We start from the raw sequence: 13,881 nt of genomic DNA, 5'->3' as shown, positions 1-13,881 counted from the left end.
GCCGCGGGCCGCGACGGGAGAGGCGCCCGCCGGGGGCGGCGCGGGGCTGGAGGCGGACAAGCCGGCGCTGGTCGGCGTGTCCGTCCGGTTCTGGCGCGGCGACCGCGCGGACCTGGACCGCGCGGCGACCGCGCTGGCGGCGCTGGCCGGACGGCGAAGCGTCCGGCTGCGCCTGCTGCCGTTCCATCGCGGCTCCGACGAGGAGGCCTCGCGGTACGTGATGGAACGGCTGGCGGGAGCCGGGGCCGAAGCGGAGCTGGCCCCGGCGCACGAGGAGCCGCAGGCGATGCTGCGCGAGGTCGACGGCTGCGACCTGCTCGTCGGGATGCGCCTGCATTCGCTGATCTACGCGGCGAACCGCGAGGTTCCGCTGCTCGGCATCTCCTACGACCCGAAGATCGACCAGTTCCTCGGTTGGCTCGGGGAGAAGGCGGCCGGAACGACGGAAGCTCTCGATCCGGAGAGCTTCGCGGAGCGGGCGGCCGGCCTGCTGGACGATCCGGCCGGATGGCGCGCTTCCGCGGGGGATGCGATTCGGCGTCTCAAGGAAGAGGCGGCCCGGCCGGCGCAGCGGATCCTTCAATTATTGACCGAACGAGACAGAGGGTGACTTGATTTGTCAGCAGACAGCAACTTGAGGCCATATCCGACCGTCTCTTTATACGGAGTGCCCTTTTCCAAGATGAATATGAAGCAGACCGTCGAGTACCTTACGCGCGCCATCGAAGCGAAGCAGCCGCATCGCGTCGTGACGGGCAACCCGATCATGCTGATGACGGGGCTCGCCGATCCGAAGTACCAGAAGGTGCTCGAGACGGCTGATCTCGTCGTTCCGGACGGCGCCGGGGTCGTATGGGCCGCGCGGCGGCTCAAGCAGCCGGTGGCGGAGAGGGTCGCCGGCTTCGATCTGATGCACGAGCTGTTCGCCGTCGGGGACAAGCGGGGGTGGAGCGTCTATCTGCTGGGCACCACGCAGGAGATTCTCGACGCGGCTCACGCCAAGCTGGCGGAGAAGTACCCGGGCATCCGATTTGTCGGCAAGCGCAACGGGTATTTCAAAGATGAGGACGACGCGGAAGTCGTCGCCGACATCCGGCGGGCGCAGCCCGACATGCTGTTCGTCGCCCGTTCGGTGGCGAACCAGGAGCCGTGGATCGCGAAGCACGAGAGAGAGCTCGGCGTGCCCGTCATGATGGGGGTCGGAGGCAGCTTCGACGTCATCTCGGGCAAGCTGAAGCGAGCCCCGGCTCTTTTCCGCAAGATGGGGTTGGAGTGGTTCTACCGGCTTCTTCAAGAGCCGAAGAGGGCCAGGAGGATGCTGGTTCTCCCTCAATTCGCGCTTAAAGTGGTCAAAGACGGAGATAACGTCTTGAAAACAAGATGAATCCTCCTGAAAAAAACGTGAAAGTGAAGGAAACGGGGAAATACGCCGGAATTCGGTCGTAAAATTGCCTTGTTGAATTCCGTGTGACCGGAGTATAATTCATTCCGGTATACACACAAAGGGGAGTTGTAGATGCCGACAGGCTGGTTGGTAGGAATCGGAATCGCCGGATTCGCATTGGCGCTCGCGCTGTCTCTTGCGCTTACGCCGCTCGTCAAGAAATTCGCCGTCAAGATCGGCGCCATGGACGTGCCGGATCATCGCAAGGTTCATACGCGGATCATGCCCCGTATGGGCGGGTTGGCCATTTATGCCGCATTCACCGCAACTATTCTGCTGTTCCTGCCATGGCTGCCGGACCGTCTCCTGAGCGACCATGACGAGAACCTCATCCGAGGGCTTCTGGTCGGCGGCACGATGATCGTGCTGCTCGGTGCGCTGGACGACCGGTTCCAACTGAACGCGAAGCTCAAGTTCCTCGTTCAGATCGCCGCCGCCTGCGTCGTCGTCTTCGGCTTCGACATCAAGATCAATCTCGTGAACATTCCGTTCGGCTCCGCCATGCAGCCTATGGGCGACTGGCTGAGCATTCCGCTGACGATCTTCTGGATCGTCGGGGTGACGAACGCTATTAATTTGATAGACGGGCTGGACGGGCTCGCGGCCGGCGTATCCGGCATCGCGATCGGCACGATCCTCGTCATGGCCGCTCTCATGGGCCAAGGCTCGGTTATTCTGCTGTCGGCGGTTCTGCTCGGCGGCGTGGTCGGATTCCTGTTCTTCAACTTCCATCCGGCCAAGATCTTCATGGGCGACTCGGGGTCGTTGTTCCTAGGCTTCGCGCTGGCGACGCTGTCGATGCTCGGGTTCAAGCAGATCACCGTCGTCTCGTTCGTGACGCCGATTCTGATCATCGGGGTTCCGCTGTCGGATACGTTCTTCGCGATCGTGCGCCGCTGGGTGCAGAAGAAGCCGATTTTCGCCCCGGACAAAGGCCACCTGCACCACCGCCTGCAGCAGCTCGGCTTCAGCCATCGGAAGACCGTCCTCATCATTTACGGAATTGCGGCCTTCTTCGGCGCTTGCGCCATCGTGCAATCGGTGGCGACGACTTCGGGCATGGGCAACTGGGTGACGTTCGTCGTCATCTGCGTGCTGATGTTCCTTCTCCAGATCGGGGCCGAGATTATCGGCATCGTGGACAAGACGAAGCGGCCGGTCATCGACTTCGTGGGCCGGTTGTTCCTGAAGCAGCAGACGAATACTCGATCGAAGTAGTCGAAAATAAAGAGATCAATAGCCGAAGCTCGGTTCCGACCGGGCTTCGGCTTTTTCGCGCGCATGGGGAAGCCGGTTGGAATCGATCGGCGCGCGAGGAATGTTTTGGGCGGCATTGTCTAAACATTTGGAAGCCGGTCGCCGATATTAAGGGTAAGTATGCTTTTACCAGGAAGACCGAATTGGGACCGGAAGGAGGATTAAGCAACGGGGTTGCCCCCATCGACCCGACGCCCGTCAGCGACGATTATATACACAATCAGCTCTACAAGGAGGATGTAATCCCTTGCGTCAATCCCTATCGCGCATTATCAGCCGGCTGTTGGTCGCCGCGCTGATCGTTACTCTTCTTCCCGTGGCCTCGCTTAAGCCGGCGGCCGCGGAGCCGTCCGTCTATTTTAACTTCAAGGACTTCAGCACGTCGGAGAGCGCTCCGACGGAAGTCAACACGAACGTCATCGAGCTCGCCGGTACGTTTAACGGCGTAACCTCGCTCTCGTTCCGCGTCGAGAAGATCGTCAACGGCGCCGTCGTCGAGGCTTCCAACGGTTCGACGCAGCCGATTATCACGAACGGCAACAACTTCCGCTTCTCGGGAGTAAGCATCTACGACGGCCTGAACCGGTTGAAGGTGCTCGGCGTCAACAACTCGGGCAACGTCGTATCCGGCGAAGCTTACGTCAACTTCTCCAACGTGCCGGTCATCTCCGATGTGAAGCTGACCGATGGCCGCGTGCTGCCGGAAGGCGCCGCGATCGTGTCGACCCGCGCCAACGAGACCGTCTCGGTCAAGGCTCCGAACGCGACCGAAGTGACCATCAACGGCACGCAGATGTTCGGCGGCGGCGGTTCTACTTACATTTTGAACAACCTGGGGCTGCAGAAGGGCTACAACAAGCTGGTCATTCTCGCGAAGAACGCTACCAAGACGTACGAGCTGACTCGTTATATCGTCTATTACAACGGGGATCTGACGGCTTATAACGTTACTTGGGGCACGAATCCGATGGATGGGAATCCGACTTACGGGACGGCCTTGAGCGGCGAGATCAACGCCAAGGTCATTCTGGATTCCGATGTGGCGGCTCCTACGTTCCAAGTGGATATTCTGGCGGAAGACAAGACGACGGTGGTCGCTTCCTCCGCAGCGACCTACGTTCCCGCCGAGACGGTGAAGGATACGGCCAACGGCTACAACATTTATTCGATCAAGACATCCGGTTTGTCTTTCAATACGAACGGCAAGTTTTTCATTCGGGTTCGAGACACTAGCGTAACCGGCTCTCCGTATTTCTTGCTCCCGTTCTCGTACCGGGATTCGTCATCGGCGTTTATTAAGGACATCAAGCAAATTTACGGCGTGACGGAAGGCAGCAGCGTCTCTTATACTTCCTCCGCTTCGTTCAACGATAATACGACCGTCACAACCGCTCCATTGTGGCTAATGCTTGAGTCCGGCAACAACGCATCCGGGGGGGTAGTCGTTACTGCCAAACAAAACGGCGCAGCGGTCGTAAGTCCGGAATTTACTTACACTACGTACTCCGTAGGAACGGCGACCGATGTTACGGCTATTAAGATCGACAACATGCCGGCTGGCGAAGTAGAGCTCACCTTTGCCGTACCGGGAAGCGGAACGCCAACGGACACCATAAAGCGGAATATTACGTTTGTCCCCGCACCTTCAATTCAAGTCAGCACGATCTACTACGGCCAAGTGTTCGAGAGCAGCGCCGAGTTCGAGAACAATATCATCAAGGGGCGACTCTATAACTTCAATCTGAATGCTAGCGCTCCCGATCAGGATTCGGTTTATATCAGTTTGAACGGCAAGAAAGTGCAAGTGGGGAAAGCCAACATCAACGACAGCGACGGAACCTTCACCTTCGACCCGAAGGCTGCCGGGTTCGCGCTTCTTCCGGGCTCGAACGATCTGGTGTTCGAAGGGGTCGCCAACGGGGTGCCCGTAACGACCAAGTTCGTCATCTATTACTTCTCGAAGGACAATCCGGCCATTCAAACGGTTCGTCCCGTGCCTTATGTAATCGATCCGGGCATCGACACCGATCTTAAACGTTATTTCAACGACCCGGAGTTAAAGTTCGCTCCGACCGACGACAACCAATTTACGACGACGGAGAAGACTTTGGACTTGCTTTTCGACGTTAAGGATCTGTCGAGTCTCGATCTTCTCGTTAACGGCGTTAGCTTGGGAACCGCGGTAGTCGACAGCGTCGGTAAGATGGATGCGACGACAACCGCCAAAGGCGCCGAAGCCGGGGTCAAACTTTATATCGAAGACCCGGCTACCAACAAAGCCGTTACTAGCCTTACTGTCGCCGACTTCAAGTTCAAGCTTCGTCTGGCCGGATACAAGCTCCCCCAATCCGGCAACACGAACTTTACGATCGTCGTCCGCAAGGGAACGACCAGCGTCACCCAAACGATTACGGTCATTCGCGACTTGTCGCCGTATATCGTTCTGTCGCCAAGGCTTCCTAACCAGAGCGTCATCAACTCCAACTTCCTGAAGATCAGCATCAAGGCGGAAGGCGCCGACAAGGTTCTGATCGGCAAGGTGGAGATGACCAAAGGGGAAGGCGACATTTTCCGATACGAGATGAAGAACTTGAAGCCGGGCGTCAATACGATCAAGTTCACGGTTCAGACGGGCACGCAGAAGACGAACGGCCAATTCAGCGTCAACTATGCCGCCGACAATTCGTTGGGAGCGCAGTACAAAGCCAAGCTCGCTTCGTCCGGCAAGTTCTCGATCTTCAAAGGCGAGCTGAGCCTGACGTTCCCGAAGAACACGTTCCTTCGCCAGGCTAACGTGAATCCGGGCCAAGACGTGAAGACGATCGATCTGTTCGACGCGCAGGAGCTGTACTTCGGTATCGCGGATCGTGCGGACGGCCGTACGGTGAAGAGGTACAACGGAGTCGGAGAGAAGGACGTCGACGGCAACTTCCGGGACGGCGAGTTGATCGACGTGCCTTACAGCAGCGACGGCGCTAATCTGCTCATTCCGAAGGTGAATTTCGATTACGCTTCGAACCTGTTCTGGATCGATGCCGGCTACTTCAAAGGCACGGGTCTTGTCAACGACTATCAGCTTATCGATGCCAAGCATCCTTATGAGACGAGCGCGGATCCCGACGACGTCTTCTATGCCCGCGTCCGGAATCCGGGCAAGTGGCTGGAACCGTCTCAGCGCGGCACGATTACGATTAAGTACGACGCCAACATTCGGGACGCCGCTGCGCGCTACCTGAGCGTATGGCGCTACACGTCCACGGGGTGGGAGAACGTCGGGGGCGTCGTGAATACGTCCGCCCACACCGTCACGGCTCCGTTCTACGGATTCGGTTACTATACCGTCATGTCGATGCGCTACAGCTTCAGCGACGTCGTCAGCCACGATTATGCGAGACTGGCGCTCGAGGCGATGTTCGCGCACGGCATCATGAAGAATAAGGATAACAACTCGTTCGGAGTCTACGACAACATCACCCGCGGCGAATTCGCCCAGATGCTCGTCAAGATGCTCGATATTCCGCTGGAATACAATCCGAACAACATGACGTTCGACGACGTGCTTCCGATCGACTTCCCGGACGCGCTGTGGAATTACCGATATGTCGAGACCGCGGTGAAGAAAGGCTTCATTCGCGGCCGGTCGCCGAAGCTCTTCCTGCCGAACGATCCGTTGACGCGGCAAGAGGCCGCTATCATGATCGCGCGAGCGCTGAACCTGGTGAAGAACAACGCGGACCTGGCTAAGGACAAGGCGGCCCTGCAGAAGCTGTTCACGGACGCCAACCAAGCCGAGTATTACGGAATGAGCTCCATATTGGCCGTTACGAAAGCCGGCTACATTACGGGCATTCCGAATACGGCCACGAACGGCAGCAAGCCGACTTACCGGTTCGAGCCCAACTCGATGCTCAGCCGCGCCGATGCGGCGGTCATCGCGGAACGGGTCATGAAGAAGCTTAAGAAGCTGTAAGGCGCGATGGCCGGATCCTGGCTTGTCCCGATCGCCTCCTGGCAGGCGAAGGGACGAGCCGGGATTTCTTTTCGCTACCTATATATAGGTTGTTCGATCTTGGGTCGGCAGGAAAATGTTAAGCGGTGACGTAATGCCTGCTACAAGCTATACTTAGACACGTAACCTCCTTACATAAGAAGCGGTGTTTCAAGAATGCGGCCCAGGTTAAAAAAAGTGTGATGAATTTCGGAATAAGCGCAACTTTTTCTCGAGCCGTGCGTCTAACATCATGTCTTTAATAAGAGGGACTAAAGCCTTACTCTCTAGCAATGGCGCAGAGATTTCTCTTTACGCTTGGGTACGCCCAATGTATAATGGTGAAAGTGGCATAATTTACCCTGCCTATTTTGCGTCTCTTACTGTGTGTTTACGAGTTTCTGCGACATGTTTCTACCTAATTAGGCGACATGATGCAGACATCAATTATAGACAATGCTCAACTCCGGAGAGGGGGTGAAACGCCGATGAGAGATTCGAGCTACAAATCTTCCAAACATGCAAAACTACAGATTCCTGTTCAAGGAGGAGAAAAAAAGGTTATGAAGAAAAGTTTGTCTCTTCTTCTGGCTCTCGCTATGGTCTTCGGCATGTTTGCCTCCATGGCTTCTGCAGCCGACACCGCACTTACTACCGAACAAAAGCTTCAACAACTGGTTGACCTCAAAATTCTGAAGGGTAAGCCGGATGGCAAGCCGCATCTGGAAGATAACCTGACCCGCGCAGAATTCGCTACGATCGCTATCGCGGTTGCTGGCGTAGCCGAAGACACCACGACGGCTTCCGCATTCTCCGACGTTAAAGCCGGCGAATGGCACACGGGCGCTATCACGGCCGCTAACAAAGCTGGCTTCGTCGAAGGCGTAGGCGGCGGACTGTTCGCGCCGAAGGCAACGATCACGGTTCAAGAAATCGTTAAAGTTGCTGCTGCCATCGCTAAGCTGACTCCGGTCGAAGGCGCTACGGTTGACGGCGCTGCTGCTTGGGCTGCTCCTTACATCAAGGCTGCTCAAGACGCTGGCCTGCCGGTTCCGACGAACTACACGGCTAACGCTACGCGCGGTCAAACGATCGATCTTGCTTACGCTGTTTACCAAGCTCTGCAAGTGAAGCCGCTGTCCGACGCTAAGGCTGTTGTTAACGCAGACGACACGATTACCGTAACGGGTAAGACGGCTGGCGGCGTTGACAGCGTTAAGGTTGCTATCGGTACGGCTGAAGCTGCTGCCGCTACGCTGAACGCTGACGGCACTTTCACCTACACGACGGCTAAGCAAGCTGTTGGCGACTACAAGCTGACGGTTACGGCTTACAAAGGCACGGCTTCGCTGGCTTCCACCGAGCTGTCCGCTAAGATCGACGGTTTCGGAGTATCTTCCGTATCCGTACTGAACCTGAAGCAAGTTGAAGTTAAGTTCAATAAGGGCGTTAAGAAGGGCGACGCTGAAGGCGGCCATGCATATGGCCTCGGCGAAGGTCAAGACCCTACTAAGTCCTACTTCAAGCTGAACGGCATCGCGCCTAAGCGCGCTTCGATCAGCGATGATCAAACGACGGTTACCCTGACGTTCGATCTGAGCGATGCTAGGATTAGCGGCCTGAAGGATCACTACGCTAACTTCGAAGTTAGCAGCGATCTGAAGTCCGTAAGCGGCTCTTCCTTGTCTTCCTACAAGAAAGAAGTGTACATCTCCGATAGCACGAAAGCTTCCGTAACGGGCACCACGTTCGAAGGTACGATTGCTAAAATCTCCTTCAGCGAGCCGCTGAAAGACGAAGGCGTTGTATCCCTGAACGGCACCGAGCTTCCTTATGGCGACTTCGCTTACGAAGCTGTTAAGGATGCCGAAGGCGACGTTACCGCGATCAAGATCACGAAGGGCCTTGAAAAAGACGCTTCCTACGATCTGGACATCGTTGGCGCTACGGACCTGAACGACAACCTGACGGATTACAGCGCAACGCTGAAAGTACCGAACGATACGACGAACCCGACGATTACTTCCGTAACGTCCAACGGCGGCATCGTATCCGTTAAGTTCAGCGAAGCTCTGGCTCCGCAAGACGCTGACGACGAGAACGATGCAGACGCGATCCGCGCTACGCTGACTGTCGACGGCGAACCGCAAACGCAAACCGAATACAACAAAGACACGTACACCCTTAAGTTCGACCTGTCGGACATTCTTGGCGAGAACAGCTTCAAGACGGTTACGTTCAAGGTCTCCAAGTTCTTCGACCTTGTTCGCAACGAAGGCACTACGGTAACGAAGACCCTGACGCTGTCCAAAGACACGACGAAGCCGACGCTGTCCAGCACGACGGTTAGCGGCCAAACGGTTTACGCTAAGTTCAGCGAAGACTTGGCCGACACGGTTCCGACGTCCGTTAAGATCACTTACACGGCTACGAACGGCGTTGTAACTCCTGAGAAGACTCTGACCGACTTCGAGTTCGCGATCGGTTATGACGTTAACGCTAACGACAATAAAGACAAGAGCTACGCAGTTCTGAAGATCAAGGATACGGACTATGTAGGTTCGAACGAAAAGCTTAAAGCTGGTAAGTACACGGTTAAGGTTGCAGGTCTGACCGACGTTGCCGGCAACGCTACGAATCCTTCTTCGGTATCCCTGTCGTTCACGGTTAACTCCAGCACGAACAGCGGTTCTCTGAAGCTTGGATACGACGCTGACGACGAGACTCCTGTTGCTCAAGATCCGGACAACAACAACAAGCTGGAACTGCACTTCAATGGCGAACTGACGCTGGAACAACTGGTTGCTAAGAACTTCCTGATCAACGGTACGACGATCCCGTCCGACTCCAAGATCGAGTTCATCACCAACCGTAAGACGGTTGTCATCACGCTTCCGGAAGGAACGATCAAGACGACCGGCAAGCGCACGATCAAAGTAGCTAACCTGGTTGATGCTGACGGCAACACGCTGAGCGGTACGTCTGGCGACATCTCCAAGACGATCGAACTCACCGAGAACGTTGCACCGAAGGCTAAATCGGCCACGCTGCTGAGCGACACTCAAGTTAAGGTTACCTTCAGCGAAGATGTAACGACTGCGAGCGACGATCTGGCAGCAAGCGGCGTTGAAGTGTACATCAACGGCAACAAAGCGGATAGCGCCAACTACGAGCTTGTCTCGACTGGCAACAGCGATGTTGTTATTCAATCGACCGAAGGCTCCGTATTCAAGACTTCCCAACAAATCGTTATCAAGTTCGTGTCTGCGGACGATCTGATCCAAGACAAGAACGGCAATACGGTTAAGGTTGATACGGAAATCACGGTTAAGTAATTATCCTAAGATCTAGAGAAGGGGCGAGCATCTGCTCGCCCCTTTTTCTATAGAAATTAGATTAAAATAATTTCATTTCATGGAATTTTTGTTCTCTCTCACCCTATGTTATGATGGAGGAAATCGGTGGTTTCCAAAAAAGGAAATATACTATGAAATGAGGAGGTTGAGTCTTGAAAACCATCCGACAACGATCAATAGCATTTATGCTAGCGATAATGCTAATGTTTAGCGTTGCAAGCGGCCTTGTATCAGCAGACACTGTCATATCGAAAATCGGCTTATATTTAAATTCGAAAACAGCGAACTCGGTCACGTTAACGTGGAGTTCGGCCCGAGATGCCACCAATATAGAAGTTCTGCAGTCTACGAATGAAGCGGATTGGACGGCTGCCGCCACTCAGAATACCACTTCTACGGGGACAACCGTAACCAATCTAGAGACCTACACGAAGTATTACTTTAAGTTAATTGTTACCGGCGGAACATATGAAGGCGAATCTAAAGTATTAACGGTCCAAACGGATTCAAGACCGATTGCGGATTTGGAGCAAGTAGAAGCGACGCAAACCAGCATCAAAGTGAAATGGACTCAAGCGGTCGGAGCGACGGCGATCTCCTTGGAACGGTCGATGAATGGATCGACCTGGTATTCTCAACAAGTGGATCCGCAAGCTTCGGAAGCCGTTATCAATAATTTATCTGCGAATACCACCTATAAACTAAAACTCATTGTAAGTAATGGCGCTAATGCTGGAACTTCAAATCTGATCAGCGTTAAGACGACTAGCAATCCCATCACCGAGCTTTCTGTTGTTCCCGGAACGACTTCGGTAAAGTTGGTATGGCCGAAGGCGCCGGCGAATGCAACGAAGGTAGAAGCGGGCCGTTCAGAAGACAACGGCCAAACGTGGAGATGGACATCGATTACAAAGACTTCCACCAGCTATACCTTTACGGGATTGACGCCCAACAAGACTTATCTGCTCACGATTAGAATAACCGGCGGTGCGAATGACGGAACCGCCGATCCGGTCGAAGTGACGACGGAAGGGTTGCACGTCGATTCTTTCGCGTACACGACCCGTACGGATACGACAGCCTCTTTTAAGTGGAATCGCGTATCGGATGCTACTTCTCTGATCATTCAATACTGGGACGAAACACAAGGCACTTGGGTAGATGCCAATACCGGAACGATCAGCAAGACGGCCACAACGGCCAAAGCAACCGATTTGATCGGCGATACGAGTTACAAGTTCAGGCTGTATGTTGAAGGCGGCAAGTATGGCGGAGAATCGAACTATGTGACCCTTAAAACTCTGCAGCAGCAGGTCACCACGTTGTCGGCGCCAACCAAGGGGCCGAGGAATATCGACTTCTCCTGGAAGGCAGTCGCGGACGCGACGAGCATCGCGTTGAAGCGGTCGACGAATAACGGCGGAACCTGGACGACAGTGGCTACGGTAGACGGCAGCGCGACAACGGCAACGGTGGATGGATTGTCCCCGGGCACGACGTATTTGTTCAAGCTGGAAGTGACGATGGGCGACCGGAAGGGAACGTCCAACGAGCTGTCCGTCACGACGTCCGGAGCGCCAATCAACGACTTCACGATTGTGCCGGGCACGACTTCGATCAAGCTGGTATGGGGCAAGATCGCAACCAACGCGAAGACCGTCCAAGCCGGCAAGTCGGAGGACGGCGGGAAGACCTGGAGATGGAGCACGATTACGAAGACTGCAACGAGCTACACGTTTACGGGGCTGACTCCGAACAAGACGTATCTGTTCGCATTGAAGGTCACGGGAGGGGCGTTCGAAGGAACATCCGATCCGATTGAAGTGACAACGGATGGATTGCACGTCGAATCCCTTGCCTACACGGCCCGTACGGATACGACCGCTTCGTTCAAGTGGAATCGCGTAGCGGACGCAACGTCGCTCAAGATTCAGTACTGGGACGCGGCGCAAGGAGCATGGATAGACGCGAATACCGGAACGATTAGCAAGACGGCTACGACGGCGAAGGCAACCGGTCTGACAGGCGATACGACCTACAAGTTCAGACTGTACGTCGAAGGCGGAAGGTACGCCGGAGAATCGAACTATGTGACGCTGAAGACTCTGCAGCAGCAGGTCACCACGTTGTCGGCACCTACCAAGGGACCGAAAAGCATTGGCTTCTCCTGGAAGGCCGTTGCGGACGCGACGAGCATCGCAGTGAAGAGGTCAACGAATAACGGCGGAACCTGGACGACAGTGGCTACGGTAGACGGCAGCGCGACATCGGCAACGGTGGATGGATTGTCCCCGGGCACGACGTATTTGTTCAAGCTGGAAGTGACGATGGGCGACCGGAAGGGAACGTCCAACGAGCTGTCCGTCACGACGTCCGGAGCGCCAATCAACGACTTCACGATTGTGCCGGGCACGACTTCGATCAAGCTGGTATGGGGCAAGATTGCGACCAACGCGAAGACCGTCCAAGCCGGCAAGTCGGAGGACGGCGGGAAGACCTGGAGATGGAGCACGATTACGAAGACTGCAACGAGCTACACGTTTACGGGGCTGACTCCGAACAAGACGTATCTGTTCGCATTGAAGGTCACGGGAGGGGCGTTCGAAGGAACATCCGATCCGATTGAAGTGACAACGGATGGATTGCACGTCGAATCCCTTGCCTACACGGCCCGTACGGATACGACCGCTTCGTTCAAGTGGAATCGCGTAGCGGACGCAACGTCGCTCAAGATTCAGTACTGGGACGCGGCGCAAGGAGCATGGATAGACGCGAATACCGGAACGATTAGCAAGACGGCTACGACGGCGAAGGCAACCGGTCTGACAGGCGATACGAGCTACAAGTTCAGACTGTACGTCGAAGGCGGAAGGTACGCTGGAGAATCGAACTATGTAACACTGAAGACTCTGCAGCAGCAGGTCACCACGTTGTCGGCACCTACCAAGGGACCGAAAAGCATTGGCTTCTCCTGGAAGGCCGTTGCGGACGCGACGAGCATCGCAGTGAAGAGGTCAACGAATAACGGCGGAACCTGGACGACAGTGGCTACGGTAGACGGCAGCGCGACATCGGCAACGGTGAACGGATTATCTCCGGGAACGACGTATCTGTTCAAGCTGGAAGTGACGATGGGCGACCGGAAGGGAACGTCCAATGAGCTGTCCGTCACGACGTCCGGAGCGCCAATCAACGACTTCACGTTTGTACGAGGAATCAATTCCGTGAAGTTGGTATGGGGCAAGATCCCAACCAATGCCAAGACGGTTCAAGTCGGCAAATCCGAAGACAATGGCAAGACGTGGAGATGGACGTCTACCGCCAAAACTTCGACAAATTATCTCTTTACGGGACTGACTCCGAACAAATCTTATTTGTTTACTCTCAAGGTTACGGGCGGTCCGAATGACGGAACATCCGATCCCGTAGAAGTAACGACTTATGCTGATCGGGTCGAGAAGCTCAGTTCGAGCAATATTACATCCAAGAGCGTCACCTTGCGTTGGAAGTCGCTGAAAGGCGCGGAATTCGTCACCCTCCTTCAGTATGACGGCGGCGATTGGGTTGCGGCGGCAACGGGACCGATTAGCAATACGGCTACTTCTGCGACAGTGACGGGATTGTCTCCCGAGAAGTCTTACCGCTTTAAACTTGTCGTCATTGGAGGAGCCAACGAGGGCGAATCCGACGAGATCCAGATCTACACCAAATCCAAGTAATTCCGGAACGTCAACAAGCCAGGGCTATGTAGATAGCCCTGGCTTGTTTTTACTGCATCGCTACAACTTTTTGCCTAATCAAGACGTATATAGTACATAGAGTGCCAAAATCTGCTT

General features: G+C 55.2%; 6 protein-coding genes. All 6 read left to right on the top strand.

The genetic code is table 11. The features are described from left to right. The coding region (locus tag H7B90_RS17860) for a polysaccharide pyruvyl transferase family protein (RefSeq protein ID WP_185137256.1) at positions 1 to 610 on the top strand (610 nt) is incomplete at its 5' end. A gap of 6 nt (positions 611 to 616) precedes the next feature. Next, complete coding sequence (locus tag H7B90_RS17855) at positions 617 to 1,384, top strand: WecB/TagA/CpsF family glycosyltransferase (RefSeq protein WP_512699115.1); 768 nt, start codon at positions 617 to 619, stop codon at positions 1,382 to 1,384. A 147-nt stretch (positions 1,385 to 1,531) separates the two neighbouring features. After that, complete coding sequence (locus tag H7B90_RS17850) at positions 1,532 to 2,662, top strand: MraY family glycosyltransferase (RefSeq protein WP_185137258.1); 1,131 nt, start codon at positions 1,532 to 1,534, stop codon at positions 2,660 to 2,662. Positions 2,663 to 2,948: 286 nt separating this feature from the next. Then, positions 2,949 to 6,671 carry an S-layer homology domain-containing protein gene (locus H7B90_RS17845; RefSeq protein WP_185137254.1) on the top strand — a complete coding sequence of 1,241 codons (3,723 nt, stop codon included), beginning with the start codon at positions 2,949 to 2,951 and terminating at the stop codon, positions 6,669 to 6,671. 506 nt (positions 6,672 to 7,177) lie between these two features. Continuing rightward, positions 7,178 to 10,024 carry an S-layer homology domain-containing protein gene (locus tag H7B90_RS17840; protein WP_185137253.1) on the top strand — a complete coding sequence of 949 codons (2,847 nt, stop codon included), beginning with the start codon at positions 7,178 to 7,180 and terminating at the stop codon, positions 10,022 to 10,024. Between the two features lie 1,307 nt (positions 10,025 to 11,331). Then, entirely contained in the window at positions 11,332 to 13,764 is a 2,433-nt protein-coding gene (locus H7B90_RS17835) for a fibronectin type III domain-containing protein (RefSeq protein ID WP_311772751.1), read from the top strand. The last annotated feature ends 117 nt before the right edge of the window (positions 13,765 to 13,881 follow it).

It is taken from the genome of Cohnella xylanilytica (assembly GCF_014212175.1).
Lineage (GTDB): Bacteria > Bacillota > Bacilli > Paenibacillales > Paenibacillaceae > Cohnella > Cohnella xylanilytica.
The sequence above is the reverse complement of the archived record's forward strand: the minus strand, read 5'-3'. Positions and strand labels throughout refer to the sequence as shown.

Coding starts and splice junctions, on each gene's coding strand:
- H7B90_RS17840 (WP_185137253.1), top strand. CDS start 7,178: ATGAGAGATTCGAGCTACAAATCTTCCAAACATGCAAAACTACAGATT.